We start from the raw sequence: 24,869 nt of genomic DNA, 5'->3' as shown, positions 1-24,869 counted from the left end.
ATTTCCTAGTCCGATGGAAGAAGAATCATTTACTTATACACTCAACTAAAGGTAAAAAGCAAACCCATCTTCTAGCTCGCTCTTTTAAAGCTAGAAGTAAAAAGATTGTGCTCGATTCTCAGAGAAAGATTCTCAAGAGCATTTCTATTGCTTGGACTCAAGTACAACACCCTAGTTTTGAAGACATTAACTTGTCGTTAGTAATAGTGAGAGATACCAAAAACTATCAGTCACCACTCTATTTATTAACCTCTTTGCCTGTAGAATCAGCTAAGGAAGCTTGGGAAATATGTCATAGCTACATGCATCGATGGAATATCGAACAGGCGTTTAGATTCGCCCAAACTGAGCTAGCTATTGAATCTCCTAGGTTATGGTTCTTCGAAAATACCCTCAAATTATTAGCCATTGTCACGCTCATTTACGACTTCTTGATGAAACTCATCAGGAATTGGCCATCTATTATCAAGATAATCATCAATCAATTTGCTCATAGAACAGGAAATCGGTGCCAAAATGCTTTGACACCGATTTATCGATTGAGAACTGCCATCCAAAACATGCTATGGTGCTACTTCGCACAACAAAATTCGGGATGACTCATGTTTCTGATGAAAACTTAGAGAATAATCCCAATCCTAAAATTCGGGAGAACTCATGTTTGTTAATTCAAACTACATGAAAGTTTTCAAACTTATCTCAGATTTAGGATTTCTAAATGCGGAAGTATCAAATCATAATTCCACAATCCACTATCTGATATCCGAAATCTATCAGGCTTATTTGCCAACGCTAGCACGAATAATATTCAATGCTCCACCAGCTTTAAACCATTCAATTTGTTGGTCGTTGTACGAGTGATTTGCCACGATAGTATCTGAACTTCCATCCTCATGATTCAAGACAATTTCCAATGGTTTACCTGGCGCAAAATCTGCTAAACCATTGATATCGATAGAATCGTTTTCTTGGATTTTGTCGTAGTCGGCTTCATTAGCAAAAGTCAAAGCCAACATTCCTTGTTTCTTTAAGTTAGTTTCGTGAATACGAGCAAAAGATTTTACTAATACAGCACGCACACCCAAGTGACGAGGCTCCATAGCGGCGTGCTCACGAGATGAACCTTCTCCATAATTTTGGTCTCCTACCACGATAGAACCAATACCAGCGGCTTTGTAAGCACGTTGTGTTGCAGGCACTGGACCGTATTCGCCAGTCAATTGGTTTTTAACCTTATCAGTTTTCTCGTTAAAATAATTCAACGCACCGATCAACATGTTGTTAGAGATGTTATCCAAGTGACCACGATATTTCAACCAAGGACCAGCCATTGAGATATGGTCAGTAGTACATTTTCCTTTGGCTTTGATCAACAATTTCAAGCCTTTCAAATCTGTACCTTCCCAAGGAGTAAATGGCTCTAACAATTGTAAACGGTCAGAAGTTGGAGATACTTTTACCACTACCGAAGAACCATCCTCAGCAGGAGCTTGGTATCCAGCATCTTCTACCGCAAAACCTTTTGTTGGCAATTCGTCTCCTTTTGGAGGATCCAATTTGACTTGCTCACCAGCTTCGTTTGTCAAATAATCTGTTAATGGGTTAAATGTCAAATCACCTGCAATAGCCAATGCTGTTACCAATTCTGGCGAAGCCACGAAGGCATAAGTATTTGGGTTACCGTCTGCACGCTTAGCAAAGTTACGGTTGAATGAGTGTACAATAGTGTTTTTCTCACCTTTCTCAGCACCTGCACGAGCCCATTGACCAATACAAGGACCACAAGCATTTGAGAATACTTTACCACCAATGCTTTCAAAAGTATCAATAAAACCATCACGTTCGATGGTATAACGCACTTGTTCAGAACCTGGCGTAATAGTATATTCAGCTTTAGTTTTTAAACCTTTTGCTGCCACTTGCTTCGCCAAAGACGCCGCACGTGAAATATCTTCGTAAGATGAGTTTGTACATGAGCCTATCAAACCTACTTCCACTTTGGTTGGCCAACCATTTTTCTCTGCCAATTCCTTCATTTGAGAAATAGGCGTCGCCAAATCTGGCGTAAATGGACCGTTTAAGTGTGGCTCTAAGGTATCCAAATCAATTTCGATAACTTGGTCGAAATAGGTAGCTGGATCAGCATAAACTTCTGGGTCAGCGGTCAAATATTCTTTTATACCATTTGCCAATTCTGCTACATCTGCACGACCAGTGGCTGCCAAATAACGAGCCATTGATTCGTCATACCCAAATGTAGAAGTAGTAGCACCGATTTCAGCACCCATGTTCGCGATTGTACCTTTTCCTGTTGCTGACATTGAGGTAACTCCTTCTCCAAAATATTCAACCACTGCTCCTGTACCACCTTTTACAGTAAGGATACCTGCTACTTTCAAGATTACATCTTTTGCAGAAGTCCAACCATTAAGCTTTCCTGTCAATTTTACTCCGATAAGTTTAGGAAACTTCAACTCCCATGCCAAACCTGCCATTACATCGCAAGCATCAGCACCCCCTACACCAATGGCAATCATACCCAAACCACCCGCATTTACGGTGTGAGAGTCAGTACCAATCATCATACCACCAGGGAATGCATAATTTTCGATTACTACTTGGTGAATGATACCTGCTCCAGCTTTCCAGAATCCGATACCGTATTTGTCAGAAACTGAAGAAAGAAAATCATAAACTTCTTTATTTTTATCAACTGCTACTGCTAGATCTGTCGCCGACGAAACTTTTGCTTCAATCAAGTGATCACAGTGTACTGTTGAAGGCACCGCAACTTTCGGACGACCAGCCTGCATAAACTGTAAAAGAGCCATTTGTGCTGTAGCATCTTGCATAGCAACACGGTCAGGAGCAAAGTCAACATACGACTTACCTCTTTCAAATGTTTGAGTTGGAGTGCCTTCCCATAAGTGAGAGTAAAGAATCTTTTCGGTTAACGTCAATGGTCTTCCCACTAATTTACGAGCTGCCTCTACACGTGCAGGCATTCTTTCGTAAACCGCCTTAATCATTTCTATGTCAAAAGCCATGATATTTTATTTAGTTATTAGTTATTGGAATATTAGATTTAAAGAATGAATTATGTCAAAAACTATCAATAGATGCTAATTAAAGAACACCCATCTGAGCTATTAGGTTCTTATAAATTGAAATGACCTTATGAATGAACGTATTTAAGTTTTTTATTTTAGGGACAAGGCAACAGGCACAAGGCAAAGAGTGTTAAAATGTTTTTAACGACCACAAACATGCATTTTACCCCAAGCCCACCGCTGAAAGCCCAAAGAACAATCTTAATTTTATTTTGCTCACTAACTTACTAAAACTTCTAAATTGTGGATGTATGACGAATTTAGGGAATCATCTTTTTTTTAGATTAAGGTAAAAATACAGTACGGATGCTATTTTTTCATACTTCATTCTTCGTAAATGCAAAAAATTAATAAAAACATATTACATCTGTAGTTGGTCGTAATAGGTACATTTTGAGCTCATATTCACCTTTCGGAAAGAATATACTGTGTATTTTCAGCTTATTTTATATAGCTTCTCGTTGTGCTAGTTCAAAATTAAATATCAGTAAAGACCAAGTAAGGTTCTCTACTTACTAAGTTAAGAATCTTTAGAGAATCTCCTTCTGCTTATTTGCATAAAACCTAAAACATTCACGTCTGAGAAAGTTGAATGAATAGTGTGCCTCTTTTTAAAAAACCAGCAAAATATAACACAAAACACTTATTTTCAACCCATTGACTTCTACTTTAGATTTTTCTATTTCAAATCCTTCTCATTTTACGGTGGTATTCAAAATCTATCAAAGACACGGTGGCATTAATTTTATTTCTGAGGATAATCATAACTATAGTTATAGATAACATTCAAAATCACTAAGAGAAGCAACTAAATCGAATTTAGGACTAATCTAATGTTTACCATGAAAATTAATGAATAAAGCAAATAAAAATTAGATATATCCAAGAAAATATATACCTAAACCGTCTATTCTCTAAAAAATTTTTAAATCGAACTTCGATTTCATAAATTTGTCGGACAACTTCTTCTCAAAAAAACTAGTGTCTATTTTGTAGAAAAGGTTTATTTAACCAAAAATTACTCACGGATTAATACTATAATAACTGTAAATAATTCAACATGAACTTTTATAACGATTACCTTAAGGAAATTGAGGAAAGAAAAACACAGGGACTTCATCCTAAGCCAATTGATAGTGCAGAATTGGTAAGCGAAATCATTGAGCAAATCAAAGATTTGAGCAACGAGCACCGTGCTGATTCACTTCAGTTTTTTATATATAACACATTGCCAGGAACAACTCCAGCAGCAGGTGTAAAGGCTAAGTTTTTAAAAGAGATTATACTTGGTCAGTCTGTTGTAGAAGAAATCACTCCTCAATTTGCTTTCGAATTGTTGTCGCACATGAAAGGTGGTCCATCAATCGAAGTATTATTAGATTTAGCTTTAGGAGAAGATGCAGCAATCGCAAAACAGGCAGGTGATGTATTGAAAACGCAAGTTTATCTGTACGACGCTGACTTGAAACGTTTGAAAGATGCATTTGAAAGCGGAAATACAACAGCCAAAGATATCATCGAAAGCTATGCAAAAGCAGAGTTTTTCACAAAACTTCCAGACGTACCTGAAGAAATCAAAGTAGTTACGTTTATCGCTGGTGAAGGAGATATCTCAACAGATTTACTTTCTCCAGGTAACCAAGCTCACTCTCGTTCTGACCGTGAATTACACGGAAAATGTATGATTTCTCCTGCAGCTCAGGCTGAAATCGAAGCATTGAAAGCGCAACACCCAGACAAATCTGTGATGTTGATTGCTGAAAAAGGAACAATGGGTGTAGGTTCTTCAAGAATGTCAGGTGTAAACAACGTGGCTCTTTGGACGGGTAAACAAGCAAGTCCTTACGTTCCGTTTGTTAACTATGCTCCAATTGTTGGTGGTACGAACGGTATCTCTCCTATTTTCTTAACTACAGTTGACGTAACAGGTGGTATCGGTATCGACCTTAAAAACTGGGTAAAGAAAGTAGATGCAGACGGTAAAGTGGTGCGTGATGAAAACAACGAACCAATTCTTGAGCAAGTATATTCTGTTGAGACAGGAACTGTATTGACAATCAATACAAAAACAAAAAAATTATATAATGGAGACCAAGAGTTGATTGATATTTCAAGATCATTCACTCCGCAAAAAATGGAATTTATCAAAGCAGGTGGTTCTTATGCTATCGTATTTGGTAAGAAAATCCAAACTTTTGCTTCTCAGTTATTAGGTATTGCTATCGCTCCAGTTTTTGCTCCTTCTAAAGAAGTTTCAATCGAAGGACAAGGGTTGACAGCTGTTGAAAAAATCTTCAACAGAAATGCAGTAGGTGTAACGCCAGGCAAGACATTACATGCTGGATCAGACGTACGTGTTACAGTAAACATCGTAGGTTCGCAAGACACTACTGGTTTGATGACGGCTCAAGAATTAGAGTCAATGGCTGCTACTACGATCTCTACGATTGTAGATGGTGCTTATCAGTCTGGTTGTCACACAGCATCTGTTTGGGATAAAAAAGCGCAAGCTAACATTCCTAAGTTGATGAAATTTATGAATGAGTTTGGTTTGATTACCGCTCGTGACCCTAAAGGTGTATATCACTCAATGACTGACGTAATTCACAAAGTATTGAATGATATTACAGTTGACGATTGGGCGATCATCATCGGTGGTGACTCTCACACTCGTATGTCGAAAGGTGTTGCATTTGGTGCTGACTCAGGTACTGTTGCTTTGGCATTGGCTACGGGTGAGGCTTCTATGCCAATTCCTGATTCTGTAAAAGTTACTTTCAAAGGTAGCATGAAAGAATACATGGACTTCCGTGACGTAGTACACGCTACTCAGGCTCAAATGTTGCAACAATTCGGTGGTGAAAACGTATTCCAAGGAAGAATCATTGAAGTACACATCGGAACGCTTACTGCTGACCAAGCATTTACTTTCACTGACTGGTCTGCGGAAATGAAAGCTAAAGCATCTATCTGTATTTCTGAAGATGCTACGTTAATCGAGTCATTGGAAATTGCGAAAAGCAGAATCCAGATTATGATTGACAAAGGTATGGACAACAAAAACCAAGTGCTTCAAGGATTGATTGATAAAGCAAACAAGAGAATTGCTGAAATTCAATCTGGCGAAAAACCAGCACTTAGACCAGATGCTAACGCTAAATATTACGCAGAGGTGGTAGTTGACTTGGATGTAATTGCCGAGCCAATGATTGCTGACCCAGACGTAAATAACGCTGACGTTTCGAAAAGATATACACACGATACTATCAGACCATTATCTTACTACGGTGGCGACAAGAAAGTTGACCTTGGCTTCATCGGTTCTTGTATGGTTCACAAAGGCGATATGAAAATTTTGGCTCAAATGTTGAAAAACATCGAAGCTCAAAATGGTAAAGTTGAATTCCAAGCACCTCTTGTAGTGGCTCCTCCAACTTACAATATCGTAGATGAATTGAAAGCTGAAGGTGACTGGGAAGTATTACAGAAATACTCAGGCTTTGAGTTTGATGACAATGCTCCAAAATCAGCAGCTCGTACATCTTACGAAAAAATGTTGTACTTAGAGCGCCCTGGCTGTAACCTTTGTATGGGTAACCAAGAAAAAGCCGCTAAAGGAGATACGGTAATGGCAACATCTACTCGTTTGTTCCAAGGACGTGTGGTAGAAGATTCAGAAGGTAAAAAAGGTGAATCTTTGCTATCATCTACTCCAGTAGTAGTACTTTCAACAGTTTTGGGTAGAACTCCAACTATCGAAGAATATGTGAAAGCTGTAGAAGGTATCAATTTGACTAAATTCTCTCCATCACACATCAAGTTGGTGAAATAATAGTCTAACATATATAAAAAAGCCTGAGCACACACTCAGGCTTTTTTTATGGTCAATAAAAGCAAAACAAATGGAGTTTGTTGGATGTTTATTTAAACAAATGATCAATTTTGAGTTATTTATACATCATTTTTATAGCAAATAAGTAAGCGAATTCGTCAATTTTATGACTGTTATCAAAAAAATGGACTACATTTTGAAATGAAGTTTATATATTTGGCAAAATATAAGAGGTAGTGGCCTTTTATCAACCCAGAGGGCACTTATATCATTAGATTTGTGCTTTAATGAATAAAATCTGTAAATGATTTCGGTTGTTTACTCCACCAATCAAAATAATTAATGTCAAAAAACTTAGTAATAGTAGAGTCTCCTGCCAAAGCAAAAACCATTGAAGGCTACCTAGGAAAAGATTTCACCGTGAGATCTTCCTTTGGTCACGTGCGTGATTTGCCAGATAAAGGAATGGCTATTGATATTGAAAATGGGTTCAAACCTACTTATGAAGTATCTCCTGATAAAATCAAGGTTGTCAACGAATTAAAAAGCATAGCAAAATCATCTGAAGAGGTGTGGCTAGCAACCGATGATGACCGTGAAGGAGAGTCTATTTCATGGCACTTGAAAGAAGCCCTTGGATTGGCAGATAACACAAAACGTATTGTTTTCCGTGAAATCACAAAAAAGGCTATTCAAAATGCGATCCAAAATCCACGTACTATTGACATGGACTTGGTAAACGCCCAACAGGCACGTCGTTTACTCGACCGTCTGATTGGTTTTGAGCTTTCGCCAGTACTTTGGTCTAAAGTAAAGAAAGGTCTATCTGCTGGTCGTGTACAATCCGTTGCTGTAAGAATTATCGTAGAACGTGAGCGTGAAATCGAAAACTTTAAAACAAAGTCTTCTTTCAAAATCGTAGCACAGTTCTTATTAGAAGGAAATAAAATTTTACAAGCAGAACTTCCTAAGAATTTCGAAACAGCTGGTGCTGCCAAAGATTTCTTGGAAAAATGTTTGGGGGCGACTTTCAAAATTAAATCGCTCGAAACCAAACCTGCTAAAAAATCTCCTTCGCCTCCTTTTACGACGTCAACGCTTCAGCAGGAAGCTTCTCGTAAGTTGGGATATTCAGTTGCATCAACCATGATGTATGCGCAAAAATTATACGAAGCTGGTAAGATTTCGTATATGCGTACTGACTCAACAAGCCTTTCAGAAGAAGCGATTGAAAAAGCCAAAAATGCGATTACAGACCAGTTTGGTGCTCAGTATGTCCAAACTCGCCAATACAAAACCAAAAACGAATCTGCTCAAGAAGCGCACGAAGCCATTCGTCCGACTGATTTCTCAGTTACTTCTGCTGGTGCAGACCTCCGTGAAAAACGCTTGTACGAGTTAATCTGGAAACGTTCTATCGCATCCCAAATGGCTGATGCTCAACTTGAACGTACTACAGCAACCATTGGTATTTCGAGTACTTCTGAGGAATTAATAGCACAAGGTGAAGTTATCAAATTTGATGGTTTCTTAGCAGTATATCTTGAAAGTAGCGACGACGAAGAGGATGAAGATAATTCAAAAATGCTTCCTCCTTTGAATATTGGACAAATATTGAATTTGGACAATATGAAGGCTACCGAGAAATTTACGCGTCCTTCAGCAAGATATACCGAAGCTAGTTTAGTAAAAGCTCTTGAAGAAAGAGGTATTGGTCGTCCTTCTACCTATGCTCCTACCATCTCGACTATTATTAAAAGAGAGTACGTAGTTAAAGAAGATCGCCCTGGCAAAGAACGTACTTTCAAAGAAATGGTTTTGAAGAATGAAACTATTTCGGAGAAAGAAGGTAAAGAAACCTATGGAACCGAAAAAGGTAAACTCTTCCCTACTTCTGTGGGTATGGTTGTGAACGATTTCTTAGTCAATAATTTTAGTGAAGTAGTAGACTTTAAGTTTACTGCCGAAATGGAAAATGAGTTTGACGAAATCGCTCATGGCAAAATGGGATGGTCTGATATGATTGATAATTTTTATCAGGGATTCCATAAAACTATTGAAGAAAGTAAAAGTGCAGAAAGAAGCTCTTCAGGCTCAACTCGTGAGCTAGGTATTGACCCAAATTCTGGTAAAACTATCTCTGTTAGATTAGGCAAATATGGTCCTTATGTACAGCTAGGAGATACGAAAGATGAAGAAAAACCAATTTTTGTCAATTTACCAAAAGACAAATTAATCTCATCTATCACTTTAGAAGAGGCTTTAGAATTATTTGAAAAACCAAGACTTCCTCGTGAGGTTGGTTTCTTCGAGGATAAACCTGTGATCATCGGTGCAGGTAAACTAGGTCCTTATGTAAAGCATGATGACAAATATGTTAGTTTGGAAGCTACTGACGATCCATTCACCATTGAAGAAGCTCGCGCGATTGAATTAATCCAAGCAAAGCGTTTGGCAGATGCTGGCGATGCATTAGGAGAATTTGAAGGTAGTGCTGTTACGACAGGTAAAGGACGATTTGGCCCTTATGTAAAACATGAAGGTAAATATTTCTCACTTGCCAAAACAGATTCACTTACGACTATTACTCTGGAAAGAGCCATTGAAATCATTCAGGCAAAACGTAATCAGGAAGCCAACAAATACATTAAAGAATTTCCTGAAAACGAAACTATTAAGGTCGTAAATGGAGTATATGGACCGTATATCCAAATTGGAAAACGTAACGTAAAAATTCCAAAAGATATGGTTGCCGCTGATTTAACGCTAGAGGATTGTATCCGTCTAGGTGAAGAAGCGCCAGCACCGAAAGGAAAGAAAAAATAGATCGCGATTTTTCAAATCCAATCTCAACAACAGCACAAAGTTTACTCTAACTTTGTGCTGTTTTGTTTATTCATTAAATTTATCATCAAGCAAAATGGCTAGAAAAAAGAAACTCGTCGTGCTCACAGGAGCTGGGATTTCTGCAGAAAGTGGTATTTCTACCTTTAGAGATTCAAATGGCTTATGGGAAAATCATTCCATTGATGAGGTAGCTACGCCTCAAGGTTGGCAAAAGAACCCTGGGCTAGTGTTAGAGTTTTATAACCAGCGTCGAGCACAATTAGCAGAAGTAGTTCCTAACGAAGGGCACCATCTTCTCAAAGATTTTGAAAAATATTTTGACGTAACTATTATCACCCAAAATGTAGATAACCTTCACGAAAGAGCTGGCTCCAATGATATTATCCATTTACACGGAGAATTGACAAAAGCAAGAAGTTCAGTCTCGGCGTCGATGGTATATGATATAGGTACCAAACCGATCAAACTGGGTGACAAATGCAAAAAAGGATCTCAACTTCGTCCGCATATTGTATGGTTTGGTGAGTCGGTACCAATGATTGAAATTGCTACAGAAATGACCGCTATGGCCGATATCCTCATTATTGTTGGAACGTCCATGCAGGTATATCCAGCAGCAGGACTGATTGACTGCGTAGGCAAAAATGTACCGATTTATATTATTGACCCCAACAAGCCCAACGTGTCACTCCGCCCTAATATGACTTTCATTGAAGAAATTGGAAGTGTTGGCTTAAAACAGCTTTTTGACAAGCTTACCAAAAAATAAAATTTGTCCATAGACAAACAATCCCGTATTTTTGCGCTTTCAAATTTTACTCGATAACATCCCCCACAAGTCTAATCATGCAAATCATCGACGGTAAAGCCGTAGCAGACGAAATAAAAAAAGAAATTGGTGCAGAAGTTGAAGCTATCAAAGCATCAGGAGGTAAAATTCCTCATTTGGTTGCTATTCTCGTTGGAAACAACGGTGCTTCAGAAACTTATGTAGCCAATAAGGTTAAATCTTGCGAAGAATTAGGCTTTAAATCTACTTTGTTGCGTTTTGACCCAACAATTTCGGAGGAAGAGCTTTTGGACGAGGTTCGCAAAATCAACCAAAATGATGACATGGATGGTTTGATTGTTCAGCTTCCACTTCCTGACCATATCAATCCAGACAAAGTAATGGAAACAATCGACCCAAGAAAAGATGTAGATGGTTTCCACCCAATCAATATTGGTAGAATGGCGAAAGGTTTGCCTGCTTATATTTCGGCAACTCCTCAAGGCGTTCTAGATTTGTTGGAACGTTACAACATCGAAACTGCAGGAAAACATTGTGTAGTAGTGGGTCGTAGTCAGATCGTTGGTTTACCAATGACGATTTTGATGCAGCGCAATACTAAAATTGGTAATTGTACCGTAACCATTACGCACTCAAGAACTAAAAACTTGGCTGAAGTATGTGCATCAGCAGATATTTTGATTGCAGCATTGGGTCGTCCAGAATTTATCACAGCTGACTACGTAAAAGAAGGTGCCGTTATCATCGACGTAGGTTTGACTCGCGTAGAAGATAGCTCAAAGAAAAGCGGTTTTGCCTTGAAAGGTGACGTAAAATTTGATGAAGTAGCACCAAAATGCTCATTCATCACTCCAGTACCAAAAGGCGTAGGTCCGATGACTATCGTTTCGCTTATGAAAAATACTTTACTTTCTGCTAAAAAAGTAATTTATCAATAGCATTCAAAACTCATTTAGTGAATTTAGATTGAGTGAATGAGTGATTATTTTTATGTGAATTTTACTTGTAGAAATGCGATGCTTTGCGTCTTAAACTGAGTCAGATATAGCGTAGTTGTACCAAAAAAGCGGTCGAAAACATATTTTCGACTGCTTTTTTGATGAAAATTTAGAGATTAATCCCAATGTTAAATAACGGGAGGAGTCTTATTCCTTTTCCTCGATGCTCCTTTTATTTACACACCATTCTTATTAATACCTTAATAAACTCTTCTCAAAAGAATCCATTTTTGTAAAATTTCAAAAAATCTTACTAGATGGCATTGCTTTTGTAGAGTTTTCCATAATTTCATGTCTTCAGGAGTAACATCTCCTTTTCCTAAGTAGCTTATAAATGAGACATTTATACTTTTTTTCACTCCTATTCATCTACCTATTAGCCACCCAACTAGGAATGGCTCAGATAAAAATTCGCTATCCTGAAAGTAGATTTGTATTTCAGAGAAATAATAACAATCAGGCAGAAGTCCCTGTAGTGCTACAATTTGACAAACCTGTCCAAAAAATTGAAATTCAAGCGATTGCTCGTTCTATGAGTACTCCTCAAGGTACATCTACAGACTGGATTACTGTTCAAAAAAACTCCCAATCCAATACATGCTATACCAAAATTACTCTCTCAGGAGGCTGGTATGATTTAGTTGTTAGGGCATTTGATGGACTTACGTTTATAGGTATTGATACATTAAAAAGAGTTGGAGTTGGCGAAGTTTTTATCGTTGCAGGGCAATCAAATGCCACAGGAGATAATGAACTTAGGAATCAGAACATATTTGGTCCTAGCGCTACCGATGACAGAGTCGAAACCATCAATTATTTTAACGGAGAAAGTACTACTTATGGCGCCACAAAATACCCGTATCCTGTAATTTCTCAAATAGATTCCACCTTTCGTCTAGCGCCTTTTGGCAATAGTGCTTGGTGTTGGGGTGTATTAGGCGATTCCCTAGCCAAGAAACTTAATGTCCCTATTCTTTTTTTCAATGCTGGTTGGTCTGGATCAGGCATAAGCTCGTGGGTGTCATCTGCCGAAGATAGTACGGCAACCCCAAGCGAATTCATTACATATCCAAGAGGTTTGCCTTATGGAAATTTAAGAAGCTCTTTACGCTTTTACACTGCTCAGTTTGGTTTACGAGCAATTCTTTGGCATCAGGGTGAGACTGATAATTTATATCAAACAGACCGAGATACTTATGGAAAAAAGTTAAAAAGACTTATCGAAAAATCAAGAGAACACAGCAATGCACCCAATCTGGCGTGGGTGGTGGCACGGGCTACAAGATTTAGGGGATTAAGTATCCAAGCTTCAAGAGTTTGGCAACCCGTGATTGATGCACAAAACGATGTGCTTGGTATCAATGGACAAGGACAGGCCAACTATTTACCCAATACATTTATTGGACCTGCCACCGATTCTCTGATTGGCCCATCAATTCGAACCATTGACTCTGTACACTTTCAAGGGAAAGGAATTGTAAAATTGGCACAAGCTTGGAATATGTATTTAGATAGTCATTTTTTTAGCGCGTCAACGCCTATTTTGAGTACCGCATTACCCCTGATTGGTAGCGCTTGTGCTAGTATTACGAGCTTAAAATTTACGCTTTCAAATCCAACACTATATTCAATGATTGAGTGGAGTAATGACCCTTTAGCTAAACAAGTTTTCAGTAAAAATACTAGTGTCAATTTATCACAAAATCAGTTTGCTAGAGTCCGAGTAAAAGATGCTCAGGATAGAGAATTATTTAGTCCTTTGTTATATACACCCAACAATTTTGCAGGATTATATCCCTTAGAATCCACACAATCGGGCTATTGGCATGACACTAGCATTTGGAGTTGCGGTAGAATTCCCACTACATTAGATGAAGTAACTATCTTGAAAGATCATGAAATTGTAGTCGGGACGGGCTTATCTGCGCAGTTTAAAAAGCTTAATTTGTTGGGAAATTTATATCTATTTGGCGATACTCATTTGTTTTCAAATAAGGTAGTTCCCAAGTCACCGAAAGAGTAGAGAGACCTATAAATTGAGTGATTGGTGGTTGAGTGATTATGTTAAAATTTGTATTCTCGTAGTAGAGACGCAATGATTGCGTCTTAAGCCAAATCATATCTAGTATAGTAGCATCAAAAAAGGCGGTCGAAAATTGTTTTTCGACCGCCTTTTTTGATAAATAGTTAAAGAAATGGATTATTTCAATTCACTAAATGCGAGATAACACCTCTTTACGAATAATGAATAACAACCTGCGAAACCACTTTATCTTCCTCCTGTAAGAGTTGTAATTCTGCTTTTTCTTGAAAATTAATAGAAAGTCGGCGTTGAAGGTTTTTCATCCCTACTCCTATTCGTTTGTTCTCTAAACTTAGCGTACCAGCATTGGTAACCCTTATCATCAAAACTTTCTCTGACATTCGGGCTTGAATCATTATATCACCACCATTTTTCGTTTTTCCAACACCATGTTTGATCGCATTTTCAACTAATAATTGCAGTGACATGGGTGGTACTTTACAGCCCATAGTGGCTCTTTCTATCATAAACTGGTATCGCAATCTTTCTTCGTATCTTAATTTTTCCAAAAAAGATAGTCTTTGACCAGTTTTAACTCCTCCTCAAAACTCACTAATTGGTGATTCCCCATTGACAAAGACGTCCGAAGCAAATCTGACAACTCTGTCAGCGCATGGCGTGCCAAGGCTGGGTCTGTCAAGGTAAGTGCCTTGATACTATTGATAGCATTAAAAAGGAAATGCGGATTAAGCTGATTTTTAAGGTTTTCTAACTCCGCAATTTTGAGAAGCGTTTCAGCTTTACTTAGCTGAATCTCCTTTTGATGCGAAACCCTTTCCATGATGATTAAATGGAAAAACAAAAACCAAATAATAACATAACGGACTGACTCTACGTAAAACTGTAAATAATCGTAAAGCTCAAGCGGCAAACCCATACTTGGCTTTCTATATCGCTGAAAGCCAAAAGCAAAGTCTTGTAAATAGAAAGCACCGCCTACTATTACGATTCCTAGTAGCGCATATGGTATAACATTTCTTTTATCAGCAAGCTTTTTATTGAATATCTCTTTATAAATATGTGTAAGAACTAATCCAATAAAAAAACTAATTACTAAATAGATAGGCAAATTATAACCTTGCTCAAAATACTTTGAGTTAGGTTGTCTGAGCACAAAAGTGGTAAAAGTCCACCAGCTAAACTGTCCTATCCAGTAAACTCGTGAGTCTAGTAACTTCATTTTTTCTATTTTAAGGATGTAAATAATTTGCGGTACACCCCTGTTTGGCTATTTGGTTAAGGCAGACATTGTATTAAAATCCAATGTCTAAAACTACAGGCTGTATCAAAAATTGGTTCAGATTTTGCAAATATACGAATCTTATACCGACCTCAAAAGATTGAGAAAACCTCATCCAATGAAAATCCCCAGAAATATCCAGACCATAAGATTTAAAGTTACCTATATCACTACCTTTATAATTTAAAACTTTTGTTCCCTGACGAACCGTAAAATCATAATTAGTCTCACCATGTGAGAAATCTGCAAAGAAATTGGTTTTGAGACGCTTCAAATATACCCATCTTCCGATATTCCAATCGGGTGTTGCTAGTGGCATTTTGTAGTCAACACTTAGCGTATTTAGATACTCATAATTACGATAAGAATAGCCTCTTGCATAGGCAAGCGGACTTCCATAAGCATACAATTTGCTATTGGGCGAACCATCCTGATTTTTGAAACCAAACTGTTGCTGGAATCCTCCACGCAATCTCAAACTATGATGTGGAGCTAAGCCTGGTGTATAAATACTTGCTTGTAAAGCCGCCAATCCTCCATCAATTACGCTAGCAAAAGCATTTCTGTAATAAAAATTTAGACTTTGTGCCCATTTGGGTGCTATATCTCTAAGCGACTGCTTCAATTGTCTAACATACGAGAATGTATAGATCATAGACTGATTAAGTCCATTGTAAGATTCTGTCAAATATCTTTTACTCAAGTCATAGCCACTTACTTGCATCATTGCCACATTGGCCGAGAAAGATAATGATTGAATATATTTTGATTTAGTAAAATTTAGAGGTACTCTCAACCCAACCAATAATTCCTGTTGATTCCATCGGTCTGACGCTAAGCTATCCAAAGGCTGTGCATTGTCTAAATACAGAGTAGTCTTTCGTTGAGTATTACGCCACGAAACATCAAGCATTGGGTAAAATGTTTGAAAACTCAAATTGGCATAGGTTCCACTCGTTTGCTCATTCATATTATAGGTATAGCCACCCGAAATAGCGGTAGTTCCCAACATATCCTGAGATGATAAACCTGCATAAAGCGTATTGCCAGAAGAAGTAGTCATAGCTCCCCACGAATAGATATTGAAGATATTAAACTTACTGTATTTACTTACCTCATAAGACTGATTTGGCACTTGCTTCAACAGGTTTTGATGTGCCTCTTTCAGCATCATTTCCCCAAAATACCTTGTAGTTGCACTAGGATTCACTTCTTTCAAATCAGAATCCTGCAAAGTCATATAGGCTAGTCGATGCCCATTTTTGGTAAAATTGTTAAAAATTAACTCTTTTCCGTCCTTTGAAATTGCGGGGTTAAATCCTCCTAATTTACGATTTGTGACTTGATAGCGAGTTTGTTTATCTAAACGGTAAAGATAGACATTATCAATACCCGTAACTCCTGAGTTAAAAAACAGGCTATCTCCGTTCAATACTGGATGTGCTAGATTTTCTTGAGTACTGGTAAATAAGGCTATTTCTTTGCCTGACAAATCCGTTTTTGTGATAGTTTTCTGTCCATCTTTCAATTTTACGAAAACAATCTCATCCGCTTTTGTCCATCGTGGATGAAGTAAAAATGCGTTTGTTGGATTTGGTATTTTTTGTAAAACTTGACCAGACTGAGCATCCAAAATGACCAAACTATATTTTTGTTCAGGTGTACTTTCGACACAGACAATTTTTGAGGCCTCAGTATTCAGACTTGGTGCCGCATATTTAGTTTTGTGAGTGAGCGTTTTGATTTTTCCCTCATTAAAATCATACGTTTTTATCACAGAATAATCCTTGCGTGCCCAACGAGCATCATAGGCAATTTCTGCCCATACGACTTTCGTTCCTTGCAGAGAGAGCATCCCTGCATCGTTCCAGATACCTAATTCTGCTATTTTTTCCTCTTCTCCATTTTTATCCACTGCCACTAATTGCGAAATAATATCCAAGCCTGTTTTAACAACCAAAATCCTACCATCGGGCAAATATTGAGGATATAGATAGTTAGAAAAGTATTTGTCTTTACTCGAAATCTGGGTAGCAGGGTTTTCTGTAATCTTGTTTTGCTCCTCAATCCATTCTTTTTGAATATCTAAAAAGGCATTTTTGTACAAATCTTCAACCCGAAGCCCTGTAACTTTTTTGATATTATTCGAAAAAGAAAAAGGATAAAACGGAAATCGGTAAGTTCCTGTCAATACTTTATCCCAAGCATCATTTCCATATTTTTTCTTCAAATAAGTCGTTAAAAAATAACCACTTACATAATGATTGGGAATAAAATCTTTATACGATTCTGTCACTGCTTTGGCATAAGGATATATCTTTCCTGAAGCTAATTGTGCGCGCAAAGCCATATCAAAACTCGGAATCCGTCCTCTACCCGATTGAGTCATAGCAGTTTCTATACCAACGGCATCACCTTCTTTAAACCAATTGGGAGCGGTCAGGCTACTTACTACGCCGAGTCCATTATTTCCAAATAAATAATACGCTAATTTCGAGATACCCGTCAAGGCTTTGTCATTTTGTACCACATGACGAAACTCGTGTACTGCCAATAAATCTAGCCAATTGTTAGTTCCCAACAAATTGGGATCTTGAGGTGGCGTCACAAAAAATTCGCTTCTGCGTGGTAATAGGGTTACAAAACCATTGGATACAGTGGTCTGATTTTGTAATAACACAGAAATTTTACGAGGATTTTTACCCAGAGAGGAAGATACCGGTTCATAAACTGTTTCCAACACATTGGCCAAACGCTGCCCCTCTTCGAGATTAGTTGTGGGGAAAATAAGTCTAAAATGTGGCGTATTGATTTTTGACCAGCGAACTGATGGGGGATTTTGTTGTAGACTATTCGTAGAAACCTGAGCCAATTCCAAAAAAGGAATCAAAAGACCAAACACCAACAAAAGACTTTTTTTCATAGAGATAATTTGGTTTGCGAGAATGAATGGATTCTAGCGCTTGTTGAGTTCATCATCAACAAGCGCTATAGGTATTTTAATCAACCCAAGGGTCGAATGTTTTTTCTAATTCCGTCAAATAGCCTTTATTGCCATTTGGTCGTTTTAAGCTTTTGGTAAATTCATACCAATAACCGTCGCCCACAGAGATATATTTTCCGGTATGCTTAGGTTCATTTTTCAAGGCTGCATCAGGGATAAACTCTCCAATAAAAACCTGTTGAATAATCGCATTAGCTTGCGCCCAAGTAATTGGTTTTGAGTCAGTTTTTCCGATACTATTAATACCCTCGGCTTGACGCTTGGCATAGTAAAGATTCAACTCAAAATTTTTCACATTTTTATCTTTATCGATTCTACGATATTCCAAATGAAAAGGTGCTTCTTTTTGGGAAGTTTCATAAATAGCCTGAATCAATTCTTGCAAAAAATACTCCCAATCTGTTTGATTAATTGGGTTACCTGCTGGTTGTTGATTTACTTCAATTTCGAAGAAGTTCATTTCCTCCTCGAGCGCTTTATGATTAAATTTATTTGGCGTTTTTTTCAATATCTCTTTAATAGGCTCAAGCCATGCATTGTCGATTTGGCCTTTCCAGCTATAATCATCATTGAGTGAGAATCCCTCCTCTAAAATTTCCTCTTCGCTCAAATCTTCTCTATCGATATAGGCAATTTGGAAATCTACCCCGATGCCCTGCCCAACAAATTGCATTTTTAGCAAAATCTGATGTGAAAATGGAGCACCGACCATATCGGCTGTCTCAAATTTTATTACTAATGATGATAATTGATTAATTTCCATTGGATACTTTTTTGGTAAAATTGTGTTTTGTCACACTAACATTGTTGCTCATGCTCAAAGCATTGTTTTGTAGCAAATAGCAAAGTCACAAAGGTACAAAGGCTAATTTTGAAGGCAATGAATTGTCCAAAATTTTATGAGTTAGTATCCAAAAGCAAACTTTGAGCAATAACCCTTTTATCAATTTTACCCGAAGCTGTTTCAATAAATGTATTTACTAAAAAAATGGCTTTAGGGATTTTAAATTTTGGTAATTTTTCAGCACATTTTTCTAAAATACTCTTTTCATCTGTTTTCGTGATTTGGTTTGTTTCCCAAATCAACACGAGTTTTTGTCCTAATTTATCGTCGGGTATTCCCCAAGCAAAAAATCGTTTGTTCGACAATCCCTCAAAATATTTTTTACAGATTTCTAAGACTACTTTTTCCACCTCCTCTAATTGTATCTTGACGCCTCCACTATTGATAATGTTGTCGTATCGACCTAAAATCTTGAATTTCTTATCCTCGGTTAATTCTACAACATCGTTGGTAAATATCCATTCGTTATTCGAGGCTGGTGCTTTTATGGCTAAACAAGAACGCTCGTCGAGCTTGATATCAACTCCATCGAGTATCATAAATTCCTCTGAAAGATTTTCTCCATTCAACCTTTTAATAGCAATATGTGAAACCGTTTCTGTCATGCCATAAGTACTAAACACTGGCACTGAAAGATATTGAATCTGTGATTGTAAAGCCACATTCACGGCTGCACCACCAACTATAATGGCTTTCATTTGGTTGAATTTTTGTAATCCTATACCTCCATTCTCAATAATCTGCTGGATTTGAAGAGGTACAAGCGCCACAAAATCAAAATCAAACTGAGATAGCATTGGGTATTTCACAAAAGGATTTGAAACGGGCGGAACAATCACCAGTTTTAACCCAAGGGTCATACCACGTACTAGCATCATCACTCCTGCAATATACTCGATATTTACACATACCAAGGCTGTATCGCCTTGGTTTAACCCAAAAGTTTTACCAGTCAATTCGGCACTTGCTTGCATTTGAGCACGGGTTAATTCAATAGGCTTGGGAGTACCCGTTGAGCCTGACGTGTGAAGGACAAAAGTCTCCGAGCCAGACAACCATTTTTCACAAAATTCCAATGCTCGTTGCTCGTAGGCATCGTCGGAATTGGGCAAGTTTTCGTAAGAATCAATATATAACATACACAAAAATACAAATCGACTGTGGCATTGTCTACCACAGTCGATTTTTTGTAAGGCGTAAAGATTTTAAACAATTGTAGATTGGGGACTGCTGATTTCGGAAATATGGGAAAATTCCTCTTTTGGGATAAAATAGGTTTACTTCTACAATCCAACATCAGTAATCTTCACTAAATTACTTACCAAATACTTATTTTATTAATAAAAACTCTACTTTACAGAAACCTTACTAGACGTAGCATCGAAAGAAGCTGTATATTGTTTCAAAGGACTACTTGCGGGCGCTGATAAAACGGCACCTGAAGTTGAAAATTCTGAACCGTGATTTGGACATTTGAATCTATCCTGGTCAGCCAAAAAATTAACCGTTGTTCCTTCGTGTGTACAAGCTTTTGCTAAAGCAATAAAATTTCCTGCTTTTGTGCGAGCCACAATTACATCGCCAACCACCAAGGCGGTACCATTTGTTTTTAAAGTAGCATAGTCCGAAGTTGAAATATCAATGGTAAAATCAATAGTTCCTTTCGAACTAGCCGCATTGCCTGTAAATCCAGTACTTGTCGGATTGGTGGTAGTTCCTCCAGTAGTACCCCCCGATGGCGTAGGATCCGACTTGCTACTGCATCCTGATAAACAATTTTGTAAAATTACGGCACCTACACTGATGCCCACGAGCGACATGAATTCCTTACGTTCCATGATGAGATTAAAGAAGTTGTTTAAATAAGACAATAATTACGAGATTAGAGAATTGGTATCCTCTTGCATAAAATGATTGCTAACCCATTTCATTAAAAGGGTGTAACGTATTTAAAATGAAGAAATTATAAATTGCAATGTTAGAGTAACTGCTCAAGTTGAAAAGAGAACAAACGGATATATGTAAGTAAATTAAATGTATTTACAGATAAAAACAAATTAAAGCCTGTAAATTCTTCATTACCATTATAACCTCAAAATCAACCTTTTAGTTATATTTTTCTCTGTACATTTTTTTAATTGAATCTATAACTTCAAAAACAATTTATTAGTATCCAAGGTTAAAACCTTGATTGAAATCTTGGAAAATCTCCAAAATTTGGTCTGCCCAATAGATAATATCCCTATTTTTGTAAAAGAATTAACAGGGATTCGAACAACTTATCTATTTCATTGATCTCAAATAGATATATTATCTAAAATTTATTAGCCTAGTAAATAAAAAATCTTGTTCTAGTAAATTTGTGGTATTCATGAACAGTACACAATTTTCATTAAAATGATGTCCGACGATAAATTTATCAATCCCATTAATAAAGATAAAGTAGCCGAAAATCCAGGTTTGCTACCATACGCACATACCGCAGGTGGTGCTGTAATCAGACCAGAGGATATGGGCAAAACCAAGGGGCGCTCTGTTACTGCGATGCGCCAGCAAACCGACCGTCAAATGAACCAGTTGTACGAACAAATGGAGACTTTGGCAAGACAAGCAAAAGCACTCGCACAGCGTCGTGAAATTTCTGAAAGAATTTACACTGCTACCGTAGGATTCGAACCTATTATCAACGAAACCTACTATATGTACGAGAAAGAAGACGGTACAGATTTATTGTCATTGGTTGCACCGCATGAGTGGGGCCGTTCGTTCAAGTATGTAAGATATGTGGCAAAAGTGTTACTTTTGGCCGACCATACTTGGGATGTTACTTACAACGAAGAATTAGACAAAGAACAATAAGGCATTAGTGCTTATTCATTATTTAATTATACAATTATGATTCAGTGGGAAACCATCAAGGAATATCAAGAAATCCTGTTTCAATTTCATGAGGCTGGGATTGCAAAAATCTCTATCAATCGTCCTCATGTACACAACGCTTTTACGCCATTGACCGTAAAAGAAATGATTGACGCCATGAATATCTGTCGCGACGACGAGCGTATTGGTGTGATTATTTTGACAGGTGAAGGTGGTCGTGCTTTTTGTAGTGGTGGCGACCAGTCTGTGCGTGGACACGGCGGATACATTGGTACAGATGCTGTACCTCGCTTGAATGTATTGGATCTGCAAAAACAAATCCGTTCAATTCCTAAACCAGTTGTAGCTATGGTTGCCGGTTGGGCTATTGGCGGTGGTCACGTTTTGCACGTGGTTTGTGACTTGTCTATTGCTGCTGAGAATGCTCGTTTTGGACAAACTGGTCCCAACGTAGGTTCTTTCGACGGTGGCTTTGGTGCATCTTATTTGGCTAGAGTTGTTGGTCAGAAAAAGGCTCGTGAGATTTGGTTCTTGTGTGACCAATACAACGCTCAAGAGGCTTTGGATATGGGATTGGTCAACAAAGTAGTTCCATTAGAAAAACTTGAAGAAACTACTGTTGAGTGGTGTTTGAAAATGTTAGAAAAAAGTCCTTTGGCACTTCGCATGTTGAAATCTGCGTTTAACGCCGAGTTGGATGGACAAGCAGGTATTCAAGAATTGGCAGGTAACGCAACGTTGTTGTACTACTTATCTGACGAAGCAAAAGAAGGTAAAAATGCTTTCTTGGAAAAAAGAAAACCAGACTTCAGCAAATTCCCAAAATTCCCATAAGAATCGAAAACATAGTTTTCAAAATTCAGCATTCTCAAAAACGCCCAACCATAAAAATATGGTTGGGCGTTTTTGATTATTGACTCAGACACAACATTTTAGATTTTATTCAAAAAAAACTTATCACCGCAAATCAACCTTTTATCTACAAATTGTGTCTATAGTGGAAGCAAATACTTCCAAATTTTAATAACAAGATTCAACACCAAAGCGTTAAGTATATCAAGATTTCTTTTAGTTTTGGGGAAATAACAAAAGAGGAAGATTCATGGGTAATTTTCTTTTGTAAAATTTGTAAAATACTTAATTCTTATAAAAATGAACTATTGGTTAGTAAAGTCTGAGCCTTTCAAATATTCGTGGGATGATTTTGTGGCACAAGGAGTAGGAATGTGGGACGGTGTCAGAAATTATCAGGCTCGCAATAATATGAAAAGTATGAAGCTTGGAGATTTAGTATTTTTCTATCACTCCAACGAAGGACTTGAAGTTGTAGGTATTGCTAAGGTGGTTAAAGAACATTACCCCGACCCTACTACAGATGATGATCGTTGGGTAGTGGTAGATTTATCACCTGTTGAAAAATTACCAAAAACAGTTACACTTAAACAAATGAAGAATGATGAAAGACTACAAGATTTGGCTTTAATTAAACAATCTCGCTTGTCGGTTACTCCTGTAAAATCAGAAGAATTTGACATCATTGTGGGATTGGCTCATGAATAAATAGCTAGTCTACAAGCTTTTGTTAATCTATAACCCAATCACAACATATATGAAAAAGATATTGTTGATTTTAAGTTGGCTACTTTGTACAACTACAATGTATGCCCAAAGTGTAAAGCGCGTAGAGATTCCACTGCCTTCGGCTTCATCGGAATACTTTACGATTCCTTTGCAAAAGCAAGGCGTGCTTCTTTTGTCCCAAATCAACAAAAATCAGTTTAACCTCATTAAACTTGATACTAACCTTGAAACTGTTTGGAATATTAATGGTACGATAGATGGCAACCTCGATTATGTAAAGCACTCTTACGATGGCAAAAATGTGTACTTACTTTTTAGCCGTTATCGTAGCAATGTATTTGAAGTAATCAAAGTAAACCTTGGCCCAGGCTTTGTCGAAAAATTCCAAATCATGTCGGTCGACAGACTTGAAGTATCTGATTTTCAAGCACTCAACTCATCGGTATTTATCGGAGGACTTGTGAATAGCCAACCTATTATTTTATACACAGATTTGGCTGCTCGTAAAACCAAAGTATTACCTTCTGCCTTGAAAAACCAAGCAGAATTACAGTCGATGGAGCTTGATACCATAAACCATTTTGTGAACGTTACGTATGCTGTCGGCAACAAAGGAAAAAACTATCAATTGGTCGTAAAATCTTTTGATGAAGAAGGTACTCCAATCAACCAAATTGTGATGGATACCCAAGAAGATTTTGCTATGATGAATGGTCGCCTCAATATGGTTTCGGATAGCACCCAAATCATGTTTGGAACCTATGGTCACAAAAATTCTATTGGTACACAGCGTGGCCCTACCTCACAAGGAATTTATTTTAGTAAAATGCTTGACAACGAAATGACTGATTTGAAGTTTTATAGCTTTACAGATTTCAAAAATTTCTTTAATTATCTCAGCGAAAAACAACGCTTGAGGCAAGAAAGAAAAATTCAAGATAAAAGAGACAAAGGCGAAGACCTACGCTTAGATTACCGTTTCTTGGTGCACGATATTGTTAAACAAGGAGATAAATACATTCTTGTTGCAGAGGCATTTTATGCCGATTACCGTTATAACAACTTCAATAATCCGTATAGTCCGTTTAGTTCATGGGGCTCTGGTGCATTTGGAAGTCCTTGGAACTCCTTCTACAACCCATACCGCTGGGGATACGGCTACTATGGTTTGTACTCGCCATTTAGTAGCTACTATAGTCCATGGGGATATGGAAACAGATATTATGGCAACTCACAAACTTTTGATGGTTGGATATATACGCATGCTATCGTAGCAGCTTTTGACGAAAAAGGAAATTTGCTGTGGGACAACAGCATTCCATTGAAAGACGTAAAAGAGCCGAAATTGGTGGAGAAAGTTCAAGCCTCTATCAAGGGTGACCAAATTACCCTGACCTACAGTAACAAAGGGCAAATATTCACCAAAACCATTGTTAAGGATTTAACACTGGATGAACTAACACCAAAACAAGTAGATACTCAAGTAATAGGAGATGTAGTAAAAAGAACTACTTCTGACCACATCGATTATTGGTTTGATAATTACTTTTTAGCGTCAGGTGTTCAACGCATTAACAACGATTCTGAAAATTTACGTCGTAATGTGTTCTATTTGAACAAAGTATCTTTTTAGCATGCTTTAATGGTATCCTCTTGACGA

16 protein-coding genes and 1 pseudogene are annotated in these 24,869 nt (G+C 37.6%); 10 read left to right on the top strand and 7 right to left on the bottom strand.

Annotation, left to right across the window (positions count from 1 at the left end; translation table 11 throughout):
* Positions 1-599 (top strand): annotated as a pseudogene (locus BWI92_RS23220) (hypothetical protein); the annotation flags it as partial.
* Positions 600-779: 180 nt separating this feature from the next.
* Here the strand turns inward: BWI92_RS23220 and BWI92_RS23215 are convergent.
* Positions 780-3,047: an aconitate hydratase gene (locus tag BWI92_RS23215; RefSeq protein ID WP_095167323.1), complete on the bottom strand. Its 2,268-nt coding sequence runs from the start codon at positions 3,045-3,047 to the stop codon at positions 780-782.
* A gap of 1,123 nt (positions 3,048-4,170) precedes the next feature.
* On the opposite strand from BWI92_RS23215, the gene BWI92_RS23210 reads away from it, so the two are divergent.
* The 5 genes from BWI92_RS23210 to BWI92_RS23190 all read left to right on the top strand — a co-directional run bounded on the left by BWI92_RS23210 (position 4,171) and on the right by BWI92_RS23190 (position 13,600).
* Positions 4,171-6,942 (top strand): bifunctional aconitate hydratase 2/2-methylisocitrate dehydratase, encoded by a 2,772-nt coding sequence (locus tag BWI92_RS23210; RefSeq protein ID WP_095167321.1) that lies wholly within the window; start codon positions 4,171-4,173, stop codon positions 6,940-6,942.
* Positions 6,943-7,284: 342 nt separating this feature from the next.
* Positions 7,285-9,768 (top strand): type I DNA topoisomerase, encoded by a 2,484-nt coding sequence (topA, locus tag BWI92_RS23205; protein WP_095167319.1) that lies wholly within the window; start codon positions 7,285-7,287, stop codon positions 9,766-9,768.
* A 94-nt stretch (positions 9,769-9,862) separates the two neighbouring features.
* Positions 9,863-10,558, top strand: a complete 696-nt coding sequence (locus tag BWI92_RS23200) for an NAD-dependent deacylase (RefSeq protein WP_095167317.1) — start codon at positions 9,863-9,865, stop codon at positions 10,556-10,558.
* Between the two features lie 77 nt (positions 10,559-10,635).
* Positions 10,636-11,517, top strand: a complete 882-nt coding sequence (locus BWI92_RS23195) for a bifunctional 5,10-methylenetetrahydrofolate dehydrogenase/5,10-methenyltetrahydrofolate cyclohydrolase (protein ID WP_095167315.1) — start codon at positions 10,636-10,638, stop codon at positions 11,515-11,517.
* 454 nt (positions 11,518-11,971) lie between these two features.
* A complete protein-coding gene (locus BWI92_RS23190; protein WP_176464516.1) occupies positions 11,972-13,600 on the top strand; it encodes a sialate O-acetylesterase in 1,629 nt (542 codons plus the stop codon).
* Positions 13,601-13,812: 212 nt separating this feature from the next.
* Here the strand turns inward: BWI92_RS23190 and BWI92_RS23185 are convergent, their stop codons facing one another.
* The 6 genes from BWI92_RS23185 to BWI92_RS23160 form a co-directional block, all read right to left on the bottom strand.
* Positions 13,813-14,169 carry a hypothetical protein gene (locus BWI92_RS23185; RefSeq protein ID WP_095167310.1) on the bottom strand — a complete coding sequence of 119 codons (357 nt, stop codon included), beginning with the start codon at positions 14,167-14,169 and terminating at the stop codon, positions 13,813-13,815.
* On the bottom strand, positions 14,157-14,840 hold the full coding sequence (locus BWI92_RS23180) for a histidine kinase (protein WP_095167308.1): 684 nt from the start codon (positions 14,838-14,840) through the stop codon (positions 14,157-14,159). The genes BWI92_RS23185 and BWI92_RS23180 overlap by 13 nt, the downstream gene beginning before the upstream one ends.
* A gap of 73 nt (positions 14,841-14,913) precedes the next feature.
* Entirely contained in the window at positions 14,914-17,823 is a 2,910-nt protein-coding gene (locus tag BWI92_RS23175; RefSeq protein ID WP_095167306.1) for a hypothetical protein, read from the bottom strand.
* A gap of 76 nt (positions 17,824-17,899) precedes the next feature.
* Positions 17,900-18,667 (bottom strand): hypothetical protein, encoded by a 768-nt coding sequence (locus BWI92_RS23170; protein WP_095167304.1) that lies wholly within the window; start codon positions 18,665-18,667, stop codon positions 17,900-17,902.
* Between the two features lie 134 nt (positions 18,668-18,801).
* Complete coding sequence (locus BWI92_RS23165) at positions 18,802-19,887, bottom strand: AMP-binding protein (protein ID WP_095167302.1); 1,086 nt, start codon at positions 19,885-19,887, stop codon at positions 18,802-18,804.
* A 210-nt stretch (positions 19,888-20,097) separates the two neighbouring features.
* Complete coding sequence (locus tag BWI92_RS23160; RefSeq protein ID WP_095167299.1) at positions 20,098-20,586, bottom strand: ubiquinol-cytochrome c reductase iron-sulfur subunit; 489 nt, start codon at positions 20,584-20,586, stop codon at positions 20,098-20,100.
* A gap of 562 nt (positions 20,587-21,148) precedes the next feature.
* Here BWI92_RS23160 and BWI92_RS23155 point away from each other — a divergent pair.
* The 4 genes from BWI92_RS23155 to BWI92_RS23140 all read left to right on the top strand — a co-directional run bounded on the left by BWI92_RS23155 (position 21,149) and on the right by BWI92_RS23140 (position 24,842).
* Positions 21,149-21,607 (top strand): DUF2452 domain-containing protein, encoded by a 459-nt coding sequence (locus BWI92_RS23155; protein WP_095167296.1) that lies wholly within the window; start codon positions 21,149-21,151, stop codon positions 21,605-21,607.
* Positions 21,608-21,643: 36 nt separating this feature from the next.
* Positions 21,644-22,462 carry a 1,4-dihydroxy-2-naphthoyl-CoA synthase gene (gene menB, locus BWI92_RS23150; RefSeq protein WP_095167294.1) on the top strand — a complete coding sequence of 273 codons (819 nt, stop codon included), beginning with the start codon at positions 21,644-21,646 and terminating at the stop codon, positions 22,460-22,462.
* A 318-nt stretch (positions 22,463-22,780) separates the two neighbouring features.
* On the top strand, positions 22,781-23,188 hold the full coding sequence (locus BWI92_RS23145) for an EVE domain-containing protein (protein ID WP_095167292.1): 408 nt from the start codon (positions 22,781-22,783) through the stop codon (positions 23,186-23,188).
* Positions 23,189-23,237: 49 nt separating this feature from the next.
* Positions 23,238-24,842, top strand: a complete 1,605-nt coding sequence (locus tag BWI92_RS23140; protein WP_095167290.1) for a hypothetical protein — start codon at positions 23,238-23,240, stop codon at positions 24,840-24,842.
* Positions 24,843-24,869 lie beyond the last annotated feature (27 nt).

It is taken from the genome of Flectobacillus sp. BAB-3569, from assembly GCF_002270355.1.
In the GTDB taxonomy this organism is placed as follows: Bacteria; Bacteroidota; Bacteroidia; order Cytophagales; family Spirosomataceae; genus Flectobacillus; species Flectobacillus roseus.
The sequence above is the reverse complement of the archived record's forward strand: the minus strand, read 5'-3'. Positions and strand labels throughout refer to the sequence as shown.

Excerpts from the sequence above, each read along its gene's own strand:
- BWI92_RS23165 (WP_095167302.1), bottom strand. The coding sequence starts at position 19,887 with ATGTTATATATTGATTCTTACGAAAACTTGCCCAATTCCGACGATGCC.
- BWI92_RS23195 (WP_095167315.1), top strand. The coding sequence starts at position 10,636 with ATGCAAATCATCGACGGTAAAGCCGTAGCAGACGAAATAAAAAAAGAA.
- BWI92_RS23155 (WP_095167296.1), top strand. The coding sequence starts at position 21,149 with ATGTCCGACGATAAATTTATCAATCCCATTAATAAAGATAAAGTAGCC.
- BWI92_RS23215 (WP_095167323.1), bottom strand. The coding sequence starts at position 3,047 with ATGGCTTTTGACATAGAAATGATTAAGGCGGTTTACGAAAGAATGCCT.
- BWI92_RS23190 (WP_176464516.1), top strand. The coding sequence starts at position 11,972 with ATGGCTCAGATAAAAATTCGCTATCCTGAAAGTAGATTTGTATTTCAG.
- BWI92_RS23170 (WP_095167304.1), bottom strand. The coding sequence starts at position 18,667 with ATGGAAATTAATCAATTATCATCATTAGTAATAAAATTTGAGACAGCC.
- menB (WP_095167294.1), top strand. The coding sequence starts at position 21,644 with ATGATTCAGTGGGAAACCATCAAGGAATATCAAGAAATCCTGTTTCAA.
- BWI92_RS23180 (WP_095167308.1), bottom strand. The coding sequence starts at position 14,840 with ATGAAGTTACTAGACTCACGAGTTTACTGGATAGGACAGTTTAGCTGG.
- BWI92_RS23145 (WP_095167292.1), top strand. The coding sequence starts at position 22,781 with ATGAACTATTGGTTAGTAAAGTCTGAGCCTTTCAAATATTCGTGGGAT.
- BWI92_RS23210 (WP_095167321.1), top strand. The coding sequence starts at position 4,171 with ATGAACTTTTATAACGATTACCTTAAGGAAATTGAGGAAAGAAAAACA.
- BWI92_RS23200 (WP_095167317.1), top strand. The coding sequence starts at position 9,863 with ATGGCTAGAAAAAAGAAACTCGTCGTGCTCACAGGAGCTGGGATTTCT.
- topA (WP_095167319.1), top strand. The coding sequence starts at position 7,285 with ATGTCAAAAAACTTAGTAATAGTAGAGTCTCCTGCCAAAGCAAAAACC.
- BWI92_RS23140 (WP_095167290.1), top strand. The coding sequence starts at position 23,238 with ATGAAAAAGATATTGTTGATTTTAAGTTGGCTACTTTGTACAACTACA.
- BWI92_RS23175 (WP_095167306.1), bottom strand. The coding sequence starts at position 17,823 with ATGAAAAAAAGTCTTTTGTTGGTGTTTGGTCTTTTGATTCCTTTTTTG.
- BWI92_RS23160 (WP_095167299.1), bottom strand. The coding sequence starts at position 20,586 with ATGGAACGTAAGGAATTCATGTCGCTCGTGGGCATCAGTGTAGGTGCC.